This is a genomic window from Coleofasciculus sp. D1-CHI-01 (genome assembly GCF_040218875.1).
Taxonomy (GTDB): Bacteria; Cyanobacteriota; Cyanobacteriia; order Cyanobacteriales; family Coleofasciculaceae; genus Coleofasciculus.
This window is the reverse complement of the sequence record NZ_JAVJQP010000103.1, coordinates 24,505-40,252: the sequence shown is the minus strand read 5'-3', so window position 1 is coordinate 40,252 and position 15,748 is coordinate 24,505. Positions and strand designations below refer to the sequence as shown.

The window sequence follows — 15,748 nt, the reverse complement described above, 5'->3', positions numbered from 1 at the left end:
AACCGGGCGATTGCAAGACAATACATTAGTCGCTACGAATTACGGTGTCTGCGCTCGGTTAGAGGGTAAGTTTGTGGTAAAAGCTCCTGATTGGATGTATGTACCTCGGATTGAGGTATCCCAAGAGAATGTCCGCCGCAGCTATACGCCACACCTGCAAGGGGATATTCCAGGAATTGTAATTGAATTTCTCTCCGATACAGAAGGAAATGAATATTCGAGCAAGCCGACATATCCTCCGGGGAAATGGTATTTTTATGAGCAAGTGTTGCGAGTCCCCCAGTATGGAATTTTTGAACCTGAACAAGGTGTGCTGGAAATGTATCAGCTCAATGATGCTGGATATTATGTCTTGCAGCCACCCCAAGAGGGGCGCTATTGGATAGAAGCGCTTGGCTTATTTTTGGGTGTGTGGGAAGGAAGGAAGGGAAACCGTCAGGGGTATTGGTTGCGGTGGTGGGATGAATCTGGGCAACTTTTACCCTGGGGGGTAGAATTGGTTGAACAGGAACGACTTCGAGCTGAACAAGAACGACTTCGGGCTGAACAAGAACGACTTCGGGCTGAACAAGAGCAGCAACGAGCTGAACAAGAGCAGCAACGAGCTGAACAAGAACGACTTCGAGTACAAACCTTGATCGCACAGTTACGAGCCGCTGGAATTGAGCCAGAGGCGTGAGTACAGCTACAAAATTAGTAGAGACGTTCCGGTGGAACGTCTCTTCGGTGGAAAAACCCTACTAAAACCAAAAGGTTCTAATCTGGACCATCCGGATCAGCGCCAACGGATACCCCAGGGTCAAAGGATTCAGGGTCAAAGTATGACTGAGTACTACGCTTAGAGAGTTGAGGTTCTAAGGGTTCCACAGGCATTTGCGAAACCAATTCTGGCGTTTTACCATTGGCAGCAGCATGGTGGATGCGAATATCTTGCTGGGGTATGATTGAGATCCCTTCTTTGGCAAAACGTTCCTGAACCATGAACAGTATCTCTTCATAAGCCGTCCAAAAGTCCTTAGTTTTCGTCCAAAATTTAATCCCGACACTCACATAATACTCCCCACCTTTATAAGGAAAAACCGACGGTGCTGGATTATCTAGAGTCAAAGGGTGTGACTTTCCAATCTCCAACAAAATTTCTTTGACCCAGTGCAGGTTTGTGTCGAAGGAAATACGAAGACTTATTCCCCCTCTACGAATATCCTGGGTGGTCAGGTTTTCAATCGTACTGCTCCAAATCGTGTTGTTGGGAACGGTATAAATTTGAGCATTCCACCCTTTAAGTCTTGTATTAGCAAGGGTGATTGAATCAACGTAACACCACAAATCACCGATTTTGACTTCATCGCCAACATCGAAGGGCTTGTACGCCATAATCATCAAGCCACTGGCAAAATTGCCGATGTTACTTTGTAGTGCGAAGGCGAGTACGAAACTCACCCCCCCAAGCAGGGCGAGGATTGGACCGAGGCTGACTTCAAGTGCAGTTAGAGCGAGTAGGAAGGCAATCAGGATACCACCGCGCTGGATCACGATAACCACGAAGTTACGTAACAGTTGGGATATATGGCTCAATCGCAAAAAAGCTTGGTTAACAATGATACCGAGGACCTGAGACGCGATCGCGACGCCGATGAAAACGCCGAAAAACTTGCCGGTATTATTAGCCCAGCGTAAGCCACCTTCTTCTGATGAGAACCAGTTGAGCAGCCGTAGCCCTAAACCTTCGGTGTCGGCTAGATCAAGTTCAATACCACTAACCGCTTGAATGTATTTGCGGTAGGATTCAGGAGTCCCGCCTTTTTTCTCCAATTCGTCGAGGATGACGTTAAAGCGATCAATAATTGCCGTCCGTTCCTCTTGAAGTTCGGTAACTGCAACCACCAGTTGGTTTTTCTCTTCCGAATCGGCTTCGGCATTCTCTTCAAGTTGTGTGCCTGCCTCTTCAAGCTGCTGTTGTTGTTCTTGAAGTTCCCCTTGGCTCTCCGCGACTTCAGACGGTCCAGCGACTTTTTCCTCTCCGTCAACGTCTACTTCCGTGTTTTCCAGAGTGGCTGTCAGTTCATCGAGATTTTCCGAGGATTGCTCTTCAGGGGCATCCACTCCTTCAATGGCTTCCCTTGCTTTTTTGAGTGCTTCCAGGCTGGTTTCAAGTTGCTGAGTTGCTTCTTTATGTTCCGGTGAGTCGGAAATAGTGGCGTCTTGGGCTTCTTTGGCATCTTCAACGTCTTTGATCGCGGCTTCTAGGGTATCAATGTTTTCCGTCGTGGCTTCATAGCCCAACGAGCCGGCTTCCATCTCCTCCCGTGCTTTCTTTGCATCCTCAATTGCTTGTTTTGCCGCTTCTAGTTCCCCTGTTTCCTCGGCTTTTTCCAGGACGCTGCTTGAGGTTTCGTCTTCTTTGATCTGCTGATTCGTTTCAGCCGCTTCCTCGATGGCTTCTTGAGCCACTTTCAGGTTTTCTTTAGCTTCTTCTACCTTTTTCGCCGCTTCTTCGTATTCTGGGGAGCCAGGAGTGGCACCGGCTTGAGCTTCCTCTGCTTCAGCCAGGTTTTTCTGGGCTTCCTCTAACGCACCTGCGGCTTCTTCCTGTTTGTCAATGGCTAAATTTTGCCGCTTGATGGCAATTTCAGCGGCGCTAATTTCTTTGGCTTTTTCTTTGAGCAGCACTAGCCAAGCAGCTGCCTCAATTTCGAGTTCTGCTAGGGTAAGGGGTTGAACCAACAGTCTCAATTCCTCAACGGGAATGGTTGGATCTTCCGTCGTGGTTGCCGCTTGGGGATCTACCTCTTCGGGAATTTGAACTTGTTCAGTCGTCGTTTCTTCCGCTTCAGCGTCTTGGGCTTGCACCGGAGTCCACCACACCGCGAAGGCACAGACAACTCCCGTCAGGACAATTGCACCCACTCGATAACGCTGTCTGGGCTGTTTCTCCCTCAATGTTTTTCGTTTTAATGCCAGCATTTTGTTCATTAAACAAACGCAATTACAGCTACAACAGTGTAAAAGCTAAATTGATTAGACTTATTTTAAGCAGAGAGTTATGAGCGAGCAGTATAATTTAATATTACCAGTATATTATTACTGTTCACTCTTTGTCAATACGTCACATTCCTCTGTTCTATCCAGCGCAACTAACAATGGTATCGCTAGTGCAGTATTGTCGCCTTCTGCTCTTGGCGAGCCTTTTGCGTTATTGTACTAGCAGCTGTATTTCCTATACTACCAACTTATGACCACCACAAAAGAACAATTGCTCATCGCGCGCGATCGAATCTACTCCAGAACTGTCTACAATACTCGCTCCCCAGCTGAATTTTAATGTATTTGCTCGACACTAATCACTGGAGAGCCGAACCTTTTGCCTTAGAATCTTGGGTTTGAATTATACTTTTCATCCGGAGCAATCAAATAATTCCCACTGTTTGGCTCTATTGAGCGTTCTGGAACCATTCTGTCACCCCATCCGCGATCGCACTCGCTAATCTCTGTTGTTGTTGCGAATTCATAATCCACTCAAATTCCTCTGGATTAATCATAAATCCTAGTTCTAATAACACTGATGGTGCGGTATGAGGGCGAGTCAGTGCGAGATTATTCCAAAACACCCCATAAGCCGGACGATTTAACTGATTCACCAGATAATCCTGCAAAAATATAGCTAAATTATGCGCCTGGGGATGATACCAAAACATACCCACTCCTTTGGTATTTATCGCGTCACCTGCATCTGGGAGAGCATTGTAATGAATCGAAAGCGCGATCGCAGGTTTAATTTGGTTAATCATAGTCACGCGATCGCCTAATGACACCGCCCGATCGGTTTCCCGTGTCATATAAACCGTTGCACCCTTTTCCTGAAGTTGATCGCGCAGCAACTTCGACACAATTAAATTCACATCTTTTTCTGGATAACCAGTGGGTCCCCTCGCCCCTAATTCTGCCCCCCCATGTCCAGGATCAAGGAGGATTTTAATTCCTTTTAAAGGTTGTAAAGCATTTTCCGGATTAAGTTCTACGTTTTGAGTGCGAACAGTTGGCGGATGACGTAAGGTGAGAATCAGATTAGTTTGGTCATATCTCAGGTCATACCCCCATTGTTGATCGGATTTCAAGTTAAACGTATAGTTCACCTGATTAGGTGTAACTTGTTGCCAATCTAGACGTTTAATTAAGGGGTCATCATCCAAGCGAATCACATCCGTTTGGGCGGTTGTGTTATGAAGGCTTAAAGTAAACGTGCGATCGCCTTGTTGAACACTCACAGGTACAGGTGTATTTAAGGGAAACACCACCTCTGTCGCCCCTGGAATCTGACGGGCGCGGATACTACGAATCAAGGCTGTCGGCGGAACCGTATTCGGAACAATACGCACTTCTTCGGCTTTAATCCACGCCCCATAATCTAAACGTACCCATTCCCCTTCTCGCCCCGTCACCGTCGCCCTAACGCCTTTGGGTAAGGGGGTAAGGCGAGAATAGGTGGTACTCGGTCCGGTTCGGGCTACACCTGCATCCACGATTACCTCAGCTACCTCTAATTCAACGGGGTTGAGAATGGAAATCTGTCCAGGTGCAGCTTGGCTTATGGTTTTCCCATTCAAAGTTAATTGATAGTTTGGTTGTCCTAAATTGGTCGCAATTTCTGCGGTTGCACATCCCTGATAGTCACCCGTCGTCGATTGAACACCAGCCTGATTTTGGTCAATTAATCCGGCGGAATTGGGCGGTAACTGGATATCCTGGGATTGAGCCATTAACGGAATGGTTTGATTTGCCAGGTTCACTGTTACCGTAGCATTTGGCGGCGCGATCGCACGAAAACAGATTAGTTCTCCAGGTAATCGGGCAATATCCACGTTTGGGGTTAGGGAATCCTGGGAAAAACTTAATCCAGTTGGCACGTTGGGAGTCGGATCAACGCGAGTTACATTAATCTGAATGGTCTGATTTTGATAGCGCAGGGTAAAGCTATTTTTGCCCAATTTCAAGGGAAAACTCGGCGCAAAATGTCCAGCATAACTGCGGGGGATAATTTGACCATTGACGCGCACGTCTCCTGTTGGTGGTGCTGTCCCAATTAAGAAAATCTGCTCTGCCGTAGTTTGATGATTGTTAGATGGATAGGTAACAAAAAGAGGTTGTTCCGCCCAAGCTGGAGATGCAATAACTGATGCTAATACAGCTAATCCTAGGATTGTTTTCATTTGTTATTTGTTATTCGTCATTTGTTATTTGTCATTTGTCATTCGTTATTTGTCATTCGTCATACTCGCTTCGCGAGAAGCAAGCTACGTCATTTGTCATTTATCATTCGTCATTTAGACAGGGCGGGTTTAGTGACGTTAGGGTGAGCAAAAAACGATAGTAGTGAAACCCGCCCCTACACATAAAACTCTTTTCTCGTCATTGATCTATTTACCTCCCCCTGCTCCCCCTGCTTCCCCTGCTCCCCCTGCTTCCCCTGCTTCCCCTGCTCCCCCTGCTCCCCCTGCTTCCCCTGCTTCCCCTGCTTCCCCTGCTCCCCCTGCTTCCCCTGCTCCCCCTGCTTCCCCTGCTCCCCCTGCTCCCCCTGCTCCCGTAGCTTCCCCATCTCCCCACACCTTACCTACTTTGTCAATCGGATAAAAGATGAGTGGGTAATCCATCAATGCTTTGGATATTTTTCGCCTGCCAATATTCATAAATGCCCTGTTCTCCCTTTTTCTCTGACCATTCAACCAGAGTTTCTCGTTCACCTTGAAATTCATATAGGGGAACAGCATAGCCACAAGAAGTTTGCACTGATTCAATATCTAGAACAATAATTTGCCGTTGTCCTGGCAGTGAATTAAAGTGGATATAAAAGGTGTCCCATTCTGGAGCAACGGGGCGAATTACCCGCCCTTGACCGTAAAGGCGTAAAATTAGAGGTTTATCGGTAAAGCTGCAAAACATGATCGTTAGTCTACCATCGTCCTGCAAATGAGCCGCCGTTTCATTGCCACTACCTGTTAAATCCAGGTAAGCGACGGTTTTCGGATCAAGACAGCGCAACGTGTCCATCCCTTTGGGAGATAGATTAATCCGCCCCTGTCGAGGTGCTGTCGCGGTAAAAAAAATCTGTTGTCCTTTGATGAAGTTTTGTAAATATTGGGAGAGTTCTGAATAAAATTTTGCCATGGTCCTAATACCTAATACCTAATAGATAAAGAAAAATAAAGTATTGTAAATGTAGTCCGACAATTTGTTACCTTGCCAGTCGGAAGCGATCGCAAGTCGTCTAGCTTGGAAATAGGGATGAGCGTTGAGTGGGAGAGGGGCTGGGGGCATTGTCAAGTATAGTTCATAGGGCTTGGGGAGAAAATCAGGACGAAAAAAGCGTCAGGCTTTCGTGGTGGACATTCCAGACGAGAGCGGATGTTCAACGTAAAGGATAAAAGAATCCCCAAAAACGAATCGGGCATAGTACAGACGAGTTGTGCATGGAAAATGGAGAAAGGATGTTCTAAGCGTGACTTGTGGCGTCTGAGATTAGGAGAAGCGAGTTTCATTGGTTTGGGTGTACAGGGTGATAGCAATTTCAATAACCGATCAGGGGAAGATTACTCTTATGAGTGATTGAGGGCGTCACACTCCAGCCCGACTCCAAACAATCTTAAAAGACTGTGGCACAATTAACGGGGTGCATCTTGAAAAGTCTGAGTACTTAAAAATTCTATGGCTAAATTTGTCTTTGTAACAGGTGGGGTTGTATCTAGCATCGGTAAGGGTATCGTTGCTGCTAGCTTAGGACGATTACTCAAATCGCGAGATTATTCGGTGTCGATTCTTAAGCTAGACCCCTATATTAACGTCGATCCAGGAACGATGAGTCCCTTTCAACATGGGGAAGTCTTTGTCACAGCAGATGGGGCGGAGACGGATTTAGATTTGGGACATTATGAGCGGTTTACGGATACGCTGATGTCCCGCCTCAATAGTGTCACCACCGGATCAATCTATCAGGCGGTTCTGAATAAAGAGCGTCGCGGCGACTACATGGGGGGAACGGTGCAGGTGATTCCCCATATTACCAATGAGATTAAAGAACGGATTCATCGGGTGGCAAAAAATACCAATCCGGATGTGGTAATTACCGAAATTGGGGGAACCGTCGGGGATATTGAATCCTTACCATTTTTGGAAGCGATTCGTCAATTCCGTAAGGATGTGGGGCGCAATAATGTGCTGTATATGCACGTTACCCTGTTACCCTGGATTCCGTCAGCGGGTGAAATGAAAACCAAACCGACTCAGCATTCGGTGAAAGAACTGCGTTCGATTGGCATTCAACCGGATATTTTAGTCTGTCGGTGCGATCGCCCCCTGCAACCAGGGATTAAAGAGAAACTCTCGGAGTTCTGCGATGTGCCTGTAGAATCGGTGATTACTTCTCCTGATGCCAATAGCATCTACGAAGTCCCCCTGATTCTAGAACAAGAAGGACTGGCAAACCAAACCTTAGATCTATTACAACTCCCCCAACGGGAACCGGATTTAAGCCAGTGGCAAACCTTGGTGGAACGTATGCACCGCCCCATCCATCAGGTGGAAATTGCCATTGTCGGTAAGTATATCCGCTTGAGTGATGCTTATCTATCCGTTGTCGAAGGATTGCGCCACGCCGCGATCGCATTAGGGAGTGAATTCAACATCCGTTGGGTAAGTTCGGAAGATATTGAAACCGAGGGTGCGGAAAAGTTTTTAGCCGAAGCCCACGCGATCATTGTTCCGGGAGGCTTTGGTATCCGAGGCGTGGATGGCAAAGTAGCAGCAATTGAATATGCCCGTACCCAAAAAATTCCCTTCCTGGGTTTATGCTTGGGAATGCAGTGTTCTGTGATTGAGTGGGCGCAAAATATTGCGCGGCTTGAGGATGCTCATAGTGCCGAGTTTGTACCCAATGCTCGGAATCCCGTGATTAACTTGTTGCCCGAACAACAGGATGTTGTGGACTTAGGGGGTACGATGCGCTTAGGGATGTGTCCTTGTCGGATTCTGCCCAATACCTTAGCTGCTTCACTCTATGAGGAGGAGGTGATTTATGAACGTCACCGACATCGCTATGAATTTAATAATGCCTATCGTAACCTGCTTTTAGACACAGGTTATATGATTAGTGGCACATCCCCCGATGGTCGCTTAGTGGAAATCATTGAATACCCCGATCATCCCTTCTTCCTGGCAACTCAGTTTCACCCAGAGTTTAGCTCTCGACCGAGTGCGCCCCATCCCTTGTTTAAAGGATTTGTGCAAGCTGCGATCGAGCAATGTCAGGGTGAAGATGCAATTTCCCCAACCAATGCTCCAATGATCCAGCAATCCCCTGTGCAGGTATCGTGACCTAAAGATTTGAAGTTTGAGTTATGAGGCGAGCCAAAATTATCTCACAGCTCATAACTCAAAGCTCACAATGGCTTGAGGAGGTTTTGTGGCGTACTGGATACAAATTGATTATGAACGCAGTGATTATGTGATTGACTTAGATCGCATCAGTGCGTTTGCCTGCGCTCCCAACGGCAAAATTATCTTCTGGTTGCCGAATAGTGCCCACCAGATTATCATTAATCAGCAAGGTGATCCAGAGGGGTATCATCAAGTTTTGGATTATATTCAACAAGTCTGTGCTCATTCCCTAGCTGGATCTTGGATTCAAGTTAGATATGAGCGCAGTGACTATGTAATCGATCTCAACCGCATCAGTAGCTTTTCTCACGCGGCGAGTGGCAAGTTAACCTTTTGGTTACCCGATAGTTCAATTCCGATTATTATTAATGAGCAAACTGATCCAGAGAGTTATCAGAAGATTCTAGATTATATTAAACGTAAAACAGGTTATGTTATTTCTTAGAAAGTTAAATTGGAGCGGGTTTAGTCAAATCGGGGCTGGCTCAGAAACGATAGTGGTAAAACCCGCCCCTACAGATCCGCATTCCGTGAACGAAGAAGGGTTAAGACGCGCCATGGAACGGCTCTACATGGCTCCGGGAGCTGTAGCTTAAGTAGACACAGATGGCGGACAAGAGACTTGCACTAAGTAGGGCTTGCTGAGCCTTGATTGATAAGGGTTTCCAGTTTGTGCAGCAAGCCCTAATTATTGGTCTGTTATGAATTCCAATCCCACATCACGGGATTATCATCCAGGGGATCAGTAACAATACGTCCGATCGCGTCAATTTCTTGTAGTTCTTCTTGAGATAATTTAACCTCAGCAGCCTTGGCATTACTAGATGATTGTCCTTCATGACGTGCCCCCGCGATCGCATGAGTTTGTGGTTGGGCAATTAACCAGGCGAGGGATAATTGAGCCAGACTACAATTATGGCGTTCGGCAATTGGGCGCAGTTTATCTACAGCTTGCTGCGCTCGTTGATAGTTGTCTCCTTGAAACAGACAATTTTTGGCACGATGATCGCCTTCTCTTAATTGATGATCGGGTCCAAATTTACCCGTGAGCAATCCTTGAGCGAGAGATGAATATGCCAGGATTGATATATTATTCTCAATGCAGTAGGGTTTGGCATCCTGCTCAACTTTACGCCAAAACAAGGAATAAGGCGGTTGTAAGCTGTCAATCTTCCCATACTGCGCTGCTTCTTCCAACTGAGCGCGGGAGAAATTAGATACACCAATTGCCCGAATTTTGCCTTGTTCCTTCAGTTTGTTTAAGGCGCTCATTGGCTCCTCAATCGGCACTACCTCGGTATTAAACGTTCCGGGGGACCAATGAATTTGGTATAAGTCGATATAGTCCGTCTGTAGATTTTTCAGAGAGCGATCGCAGGCTTCGATAACCTTATCGTGTTTCAGATTCCCCACCCACACTTTGGACGCATAAACCACCTGATCGCGCACATCGGATAATGCCTGGGCAACAATCTGCTCAGAATGCCCCTTACCATAGATTTCTGCGGTATCCACCGTCGTGATACCCGCCTCAAAAGCGGCTCGGATAGCTTTAATCGTTTCCGCATCTTCAATCCCCACCCAGGCACTCTTACCCGCCTGCCAGGTACCCATTATAATCGGTGTGATTTGGATATCGGAAGTTCCTAAAGGTCGCGTTTCCATAACCAATTCCTGTGATCGTAGACAATTTTAACTCCAATTAGCCAAGGGATTAACCGATAAGCCAATCTCATCAAATCTTCTAAGCTTTGGCAGGGTCTTGGCGTCTATCCCAGGTACAATTAGTTTAAACCTCAAGATAGTAGGTTGCTGAAAACCTCTCAGTACAAGGATATGGAATATCATACCCGTAAAATTGCCTTAGTTACAGGTGCGAATAAAGGCTTAGGGTTTGAAATTAGTAAACAACTCGCCCAAAAAGGCATCCGCGTTATTCTTGGAGCGAGAGATGCCAACAAGGGGCGGGAAGCCTGCGAAAAACTTAAGCAAGAAGGATTAGACGTAGATTTCTGTCTTTTGGATGTGAACAGTCATGAGAGTATTGACAAAGCCGTTAGTTGGCTTAACCAAGAATTTGGTGAATTACATATTCTCGTGAACAATGCCGGGGTGCTACTGGATAGAACAACATCTGTATTGGATGTAGATTTTGATACGCTCTCGCAAACCCTGCAAACAAATCTTTATGGCGCTTTTCTAATGTGTCAAGCTTGCATTCCCTTAATGAAAGCCTCAAATTATGGTCGCATTGTGAATATGTCCAGTACCCTGGGTTCCCTTACAGAAATGAGTGATCCAAGTTCACCTTATTATGATTATCTCACTCCTACCTACAGGCTGTCTAAAACAGCTCTCAATGCAGTGACAGCATTATTTGCCAAAGAATTGCGAGGAACGAATATTTTAATTAATTCAGTTTGTCCAGGTTGGGTAAAAACGGATATGGGGTCTGACGCTGCACCGTTAACTGTTGAGCAAGGTGCGGATACCCCGGTTTGGCTGGCGACTTTACCCGATGATGGACCCACGGGTGGTTTCTTTAATAATCGTCAGCCTCTTGCCTGGTGATCTGAATCTCCCTCATCCCTTCCCTTCTAAAATTTCTATCAGCCTATCTTCTAAAGCATTGCGAGCCGCCACATCTGAACAATGATCAATGAGAGATTTTGCCGCCGATATCGCGGCTTGAGCTGTGGGGAAATCAAAACCGCCAAAGGGATCAATAATAGTCGGTTCGAGCAACTGTTCTGATTCTAGCCACGTTACTGTCCAACGCCCTGTTTTTCTCTCCCAAATCGGAATAATTAAATATTCATCCCAATGGGTGTGGTAGCGTTCGGCTTGATCAAACTTTGCCTTATAAGAGTGGCGTTTATAAACGTTATCCACTACTTTTTAATCCTCCCTGATTCTTGATGCTGTACTAAACCCTGGTTTAGAGTCCAGAGCTTTGCCTTGAACGGTAATTTCCCCATAGCTAAGTCAAGAAAATCTCGCCTTTTTGCTTTCGTCGTACTATCAAATATTTGACATGATTAGTCGATTTTAGCTGATTTGGGCGAGGTTTCCCAAGGCTTTATTTGTGAAACTTTGTATAGCTCCCGCTTTTCTCCTCTACCTGCTGTTTTTAGGCTGAAGCGAGATAATTGCCGTCTCGCCTCAAACGCAGAGTCGAACTTCTGATTATATCATGCGGGGACACTCAAGGGTTGACCATTATTAGCCGGAGTCAATTGCAGCAAGAAGGGAACTGCTTTTTTCTTCCAATCTTGGATGGCTGTATAAGACGCCGCCTCTGCGCCGTAGCAAACTTCCAGCATCTCGGTATGGATAATACCGGGACTCAGAGGAATCGCCGCCATTCCTTTAGGCAATTCTTGAGCTAGCGATCGCGTCATGCCTTCAATTGCCCATTTAGAGGTACAGTAGGATGAGACTTGGGGCGAGGTTGAGCGTCCCCATCCTGAACTTAGATTGACAATAATACCGCTTCCCCGGTCAATCATTGCTGGGATAAAATGGCGTAGCATATTGGCGACTCCCTTGATATTGACATCAATCAGATCAGAAAACTCCTGGCTAGGAATCTCCCACAGAGGTGCCAGATTATTGATAATCGCCGCATTATTAATCAGCAAATCCGGTGGACTGTACTCATTGATCAGAAGTTTTGCCCAAGCCATGACCTGATCTTCGTCGGCAACATCGACTACTGTAAAATTATGGGGCGAACCAAACGTCTGATTGAGATCCTTGATGGTCGCCTCGTTTCGAGCGCAACCCAAAACCGTATGTCCTTGAGCGATAAATCCCTCGGTCATCGCTCGACCTAAACCCCGGCTGACACCTGTAATCACGATTACTTTTGCCATGGTTACTATTTTCCCTTGATACCTTTCTTTTAATAGATTAAGGCGATACGGGAAGATGCGATCGCGCCTACTGCTATACTTACCAGCTTATTCACCGGAATTCAATTATCAGGGAAAATTTACTATGGCTCCCCCTGCGCCCTCTTCTTCCCCTGCGCCCTCTGCGCCCTCTGCTTCCCCTTGGCAACAATTACACTACATAATTCCCTTTAAATTCAACACAAATCCCGGTAACACATCTTCTCCTGACAGAGTAGCCGGAGAGTTGAGAATTTCTACATCCTCTCCTGGACGATAAATCTCAACTCGCTTATTTTTACGGTCAATTAACCATCCCAATTTTGCCCCGTTATCCCTATATTCTCTCATTTTTTCTTGTAGTTCTTTCAGCGAATCGGTTTCCGAACGCAATTCCACGACAAAATCTGGACAAATCGGGGCAAACTTCTTTTGTTGTGTCGGAGTTAACGCTTCCCATCGTTCCCGGCGTATCCAAGAGACATCAGGGGAACGCTCGGCACCATTGGGAAGTTTGAAGCCACTCGAGGAATCAAAAGCAATCCCTAAATTATTCTGACGGCTCCAAGCTTGGAGTTGATAGGCGAGTTCAATATTGCGATTTCCCGTTTCACTACCCGTTGGTGACATGATTAGTAATTCCCCTGATGTTGTCCGCTCAAATCGGTAATCTCGGTTTCTCTGACACAGCTCAAAGAACTGATCATCAGTTAAATCGATACTCAATTTTATCCGAGAAGGCAGAGGAATAGTTGCTATATTCATACAGGTATTACCACAGCATATTTTATCGAATTTTTGGAACCCACCTATGCCGATTTTATTGGGTTTCTCCTAACAGCGATCGCCAATCTTGGATCGCCTGCTCAGACCAAAGCCAATTCTGACTCAGGGCGTCGGCTTGAAAATTCACGGGGTCATCTTGGAGAACTTTTTGCCGCAGTTTCAACGATTCATTTAAAAGATTGGTGCGCTTTTCGGCTGGCTGTTGTTGAGCGGATTTCCAGAATCCTAAAGCCAATCCCGCATACGCTGTTAACGCTTCTTTTTTCGCCCCATTTCCCGCCACATCTGCATCGATTTGCTCTTGTTCAATTAAGGTGAGAGCATCTAACCAGGCATTGTTGGCTCGCTCGAAATCTCCTTCTGCGTAGTAGGCAAAGCCAAGGGCATTGTGATAGTTTGCAAAATCAGGTTGGGCTTTAACCGCCGTTTCCCAATACCGTCGCACATCGCTAATATTATAGTTTGTATCCCCAGTTTGAAGCGACTGCCAAGCCAGACGTCCCCTCAAAAAACTGATGGTTGGATTATCCAATTGGGAGGTAGAAACAGCTTTTAAAGCTGCATCGGCTTGAGACAACGCGCCTCGATTGAGTAAAGCTTCAACCGCTTCAGTTCCGGCGTCGATATTCCCCTGACCCAATTGTTCGATCGCGAAAGCGGTGACGTCACTGGTTTCGGCTTTGTCTAAGTTGATTCCATCTGAGTCTGAGGATTGAGGTAGACTCGACACAGGAGAATCAGGCGATGTAATTAACGTATCAGGTCGCGGCTGACGGTTCCAAACCAAGGCAAAACTTAATAGTGCGATCGCAACTGCACCAACCCCCAATCCAATCCACAGTTTAGGCGCAACCAGCCAAGAACGCCATCCCTTTTCAGTCGATTCCACTGGTTTCGGCGTTACCGTCTGTTCAGATGACGGCGTTGCTGTTTTTGGCACAGACGTTGATGCTGGCGCTGCTGAGGAAATTGTGGGTTGCTGAGGCGGCGGGTTGGGTACGTCCTGATTGTCTGGTTCAGGTGTGGTTTGGGGTGGATAATTCGCGTCTGGGCGAGGTAACTTAGGTTCCTCGATCTCCGGCTCACTATCCAGTTGTTCGAGTAAATTCTTAATAAAGCTAGACGGATCATTCCCCTCATCTTCTGAGGGCGTCTCCTCTGAGGGCGTCTCATCGAGCCAATTTTGCCTCGGTTGATATTCATAATCAGCTAGGGGAGGTTTCTCCTCTAGCAGGAATTCATCCTCATCCTCTAACCTCGTTCTATTTAACATCTGTTGTGTGAATAGTTCGGCATCACTTTCATCAGAGACTAAAGGCATATCTGGTGGTTCCGGTAACTGTAATCGTTCTTCCCGATGGTGATAGTCATCGTCCACGTTGGTGAGGAATCCATCAAATTCGGGATGCAGGTAAAGTACGGGCAGCGCCCAATATAATTGGTTAGAGCCATAGGCAGAAATTAGCCCCTGTCGCGCCCGACTCAGACTCAGATCAATGGGATAGCCTTGATTGAGATTCCGATAAAGGAGGCGTGTGAGGGTGAGTGCCACTTCATCAGGAATCCGTTCTGCCATGGCTAGAACACCGGGAATGCCTCGTTTGACCAAGGCTTCGGCTAAATTGCGGTCTTTACCATTATTTAGGGGGTCTGAGGTGGCTGTATAGGCACCACGACAGGAGTTAAATACGGCTAATTGCACGCCGTTATTTGCTAGCAATCCGGCTAAATCGTTGCCGTTTAAGGTTTCCGTTAATCCGGTTTTATTGCTAACTAAATAAACATCCCCACCAGAATCCCCCAGACTACTGTGACCCGCATAATGGAAAACTTGATATTGACCTTGTTCTAAAGCTTGGGTAAGTTGTTCTCGTCCCGGTTGTTCGAGAATGGTGAGTTGAATCGCCGGGGGTTCTTGGCGAGAACGGTTTTTGAGTTCTTCTTGTAGATGTGCTGCTTCCTGTGCCAGTTCTAAACTCTCTTGGTCACTTGGTCCAGCAATGACCATCAGAATTTTCAGGACAGGATTGGCTTGAGGGGGGAGGGAATGAATCGGTCGCATCAACCCGGTGCTGAGTTGATATCGGGAGAAGGCGACATCCGTCCCGGTTGCCAAAGGGCGATCGCCTGCATGGAGAACTTCCCAGGGTAAGCGAGGTAAGCGATTCCCTTTGAGTCCCAGACGCAGTCGTAATACAGTGCGTTGATTTTGCGCGATCGCTTGTGCCATCATCCAACTATCACGCAAGCTCCCTTGGAATAAGGCATTATAGAGTTCCTGACCCAGCGCCACCAAGTTTTGGCAGGATTGACGCACTTGCTGATCGGAGTTAGGCAAGAAAAACAGCTCATCCATACCACCAGCACCCCCTTGTAACAAGCCCAGGAGGGGATCATTCATCAGTTGTCTCGCTTGCGTTAACCACTCATCCATGGGCCAACGCACTTGTTCTTCTGCCAAAGGCACCCCGGGTGCGACTCGTTCAATCCGCACTAGATGCTGGTCGTCCCCCAAAGGGGTCACAGAGATATGGAATTCCTGTGCCACTGCTATTGCCTGGTCAAGTTTGCTGAATGTCAAGGGTTTTTACTGGGTTTTCAAGATTTATAGCATTCATAGTGTCTTTAGATATAGATTGATT

Annotated in this window: 13 protein-coding genes; 4 read left to right on the top strand and 9 right to left on the bottom strand. The window is 46.7% G+C overall.

The features are described from left to right. On the top strand, positions 1–679 hold a 679-nt coding region (locus tag RIB93_RS18990), incomplete at its 5' end, for a Uma2 family endonuclease (protein ID WP_446374523.1). Positions 680–756: 77 nt separating this feature from the next. On the opposite strand, the gene RIB93_RS18985 is transcribed toward RIB93_RS18990, so the two are convergent. The 4 genes from RIB93_RS18985 to RIB93_RS18970 all read right to left on the bottom strand — a co-directional run bounded on the left by RIB93_RS18985 (position 757) and on the right by RIB93_RS18970 (position 6,162). Further along, a complete protein-coding gene (locus RIB93_RS18985; protein WP_446374521.1) occupies positions 757–2,964 on the bottom strand; it encodes a mechanosensitive ion channel domain-containing protein in 2,208 nt (735 codons plus the stop codon). A 467-nt stretch (positions 2,965–3,431) separates the two neighbouring features. Further along, on the bottom strand, positions 3,432–5,207 hold the full coding sequence (locus RIB93_RS18980; RefSeq protein WP_446374519.1) for an N-acetylmuramoyl-L-alanine amidase: 1,776 nt from the start codon (positions 5,205–5,207) through the stop codon (positions 3,432–3,434). 207 nt (positions 5,208–5,414) lie between these two features. Next, a complete protein-coding gene (locus tag RIB93_RS18975; RefSeq protein ID WP_446374517.1) occupies positions 5,415–5,648 on the bottom strand; it encodes a hypothetical protein in 234 nt (77 codons plus the stop codon). After that, positions 5,617–6,162, bottom strand: coding sequence for a pyridoxamine 5'-phosphate oxidase family protein (locus RIB93_RS18970; protein WP_446374515.1), 546 nt, complete (start codon positions 6,160–6,162; stop codon positions 5,617–5,619). The genes RIB93_RS18975 and RIB93_RS18970 overlap by 32 nt, the downstream gene beginning before the upstream one ends. 537 nt (positions 6,163–6,699) lie before the next feature. Between RIB93_RS18970 and RIB93_RS18965 the strand changes: the two genes are divergently transcribed. Continuing rightward, positions 6,700–8,364, top strand: a complete 1,665-nt coding sequence (locus RIB93_RS18965) for a CTP synthase (RefSeq protein WP_446374513.1) — start codon at positions 6,700–6,702, stop codon at positions 8,362–8,364. Positions 8,365–8,452: 88 nt separating this feature from the next. Continuing rightward, on the top strand, positions 8,453–8,872 hold the full coding sequence (locus tag RIB93_RS18960; protein ID WP_446374511.1) for a hypothetical protein: 420 nt from the start codon (positions 8,453–8,455) through the stop codon (positions 8,870–8,872). A 254-nt stretch (positions 8,873–9,126) separates the two neighbouring features. On the opposite strand, the gene RIB93_RS18955 is transcribed toward RIB93_RS18960, so the two are convergent. After that, complete coding sequence (locus RIB93_RS18955; protein ID WP_446374509.1) at positions 9,127–10,092, bottom strand: aldo/keto reductase; 966 nt, start codon at positions 10,090–10,092, stop codon at positions 9,127–9,129. A gap of 171 nt (positions 10,093–10,263) precedes the next feature. Here RIB93_RS18955 and RIB93_RS18950 point away from each other — a divergent pair, with 171 nt between their 5' ends. Continuing rightward, on the top strand, positions 10,264–10,998 hold the full coding sequence (locus RIB93_RS18950) for an SDR family oxidoreductase (RefSeq protein ID WP_446374527.1): 735 nt from the start codon (positions 10,264–10,266) through the stop codon (positions 10,996–10,998). Positions 10,999–11,010: 12 nt separating this feature from the next. Here RIB93_RS18950 and RIB93_RS18945 read toward each other — a convergent pair whose 3' ends face one another. The 4 genes from RIB93_RS18945 to RIB93_RS18930 form a co-directional block, all read right to left on the bottom strand. Beyond that, on the bottom strand, positions 11,011–11,319 hold the full coding sequence (locus RIB93_RS18945; RefSeq protein ID WP_446374507.1) for a hypothetical protein: 309 nt from the start codon (positions 11,317–11,319) through the stop codon (positions 11,011–11,013). A gap of 299 nt (positions 11,320–11,618) precedes the next feature. Continuing rightward, entirely contained in the window at positions 11,619–12,302 is a 684-nt protein-coding gene (locus RIB93_RS18940) for an SDR family oxidoreductase (RefSeq protein WP_446374505.1), read from the bottom strand. Between the two features lie 195 nt (positions 12,303–12,497). Next, positions 12,498–13,085, bottom strand: a complete 588-nt coding sequence (locus RIB93_RS18935) for a Uma2 family endonuclease (protein WP_446374503.1) — start codon at positions 13,083–13,085, stop codon at positions 12,498–12,500. Positions 13,086–13,140: 55 nt separating this feature from the next. Continuing rightward, positions 13,141–15,687 carry a CHAT domain-containing protein gene (locus RIB93_RS18930; protein WP_446374501.1) on the bottom strand — a complete coding sequence of 849 codons (2,547 nt, stop codon included), beginning with the start codon at positions 15,685–15,687 and terminating at the stop codon, positions 13,141–13,143. Positions 15,688–15,748 lie beyond the last annotated feature (61 nt).

Bases quoted from the DNA above. Each gene is read 5' to 3' on its own strand.
- RIB93_RS18955 (WP_446374509.1), bottom strand. From the start codon at position 10,092: ATGGAAACGCGACCTTTAGGAACTTCCGATATCCAAATCACACCGATT.
- RIB93_RS18985 (WP_446374521.1), bottom strand. From the start codon at position 2,964: ATGCTGGCATTAAAACGAAAAACATTGAGGGAGAAACAGCCCAGACAG.
- RIB93_RS18980 (WP_446374519.1), bottom strand. From the start codon at position 5,207: ATGAAAACAATCCTAGGATTAGCTGTATTAGCATCAGTTATTGCATCT.
- RIB93_RS18950 (WP_446374527.1), top strand. From the start codon at position 10,264: ATGGAATATCATACCCGTAAAATTGCCTTAGTTACAGGTGCGAATAAA.
- RIB93_RS18965 (WP_446374513.1), top strand. From the start codon at position 6,700: ATGGCTAAATTTGTCTTTGTAACAGGTGGGGTTGTATCTAGCATCGGT.
- RIB93_RS18935 (WP_446374503.1), bottom strand. From the start codon at position 13,085: ATGAATATAGCAACTATTCCTCTGCCTTCTCGGATAAAATTGAGTATC.
- RIB93_RS18975 (WP_446374517.1), bottom strand. From the start codon at position 5,648: ATGGATTACCCACTCATCTTTTATCCGATTGACAAAGTAGGTAAGGTG.
- RIB93_RS18970 (WP_446374515.1), bottom strand. From the start codon at position 6,162: ATGGCAAAATTTTATTCAGAACTCTCCCAATATTTACAAAACTTCATC.
- RIB93_RS18940 (WP_446374505.1), bottom strand. From the start codon at position 12,302: ATGGCAAAAGTAATCGTGATTACAGGTGTCAGCCGGGGTTTAGGTCGA.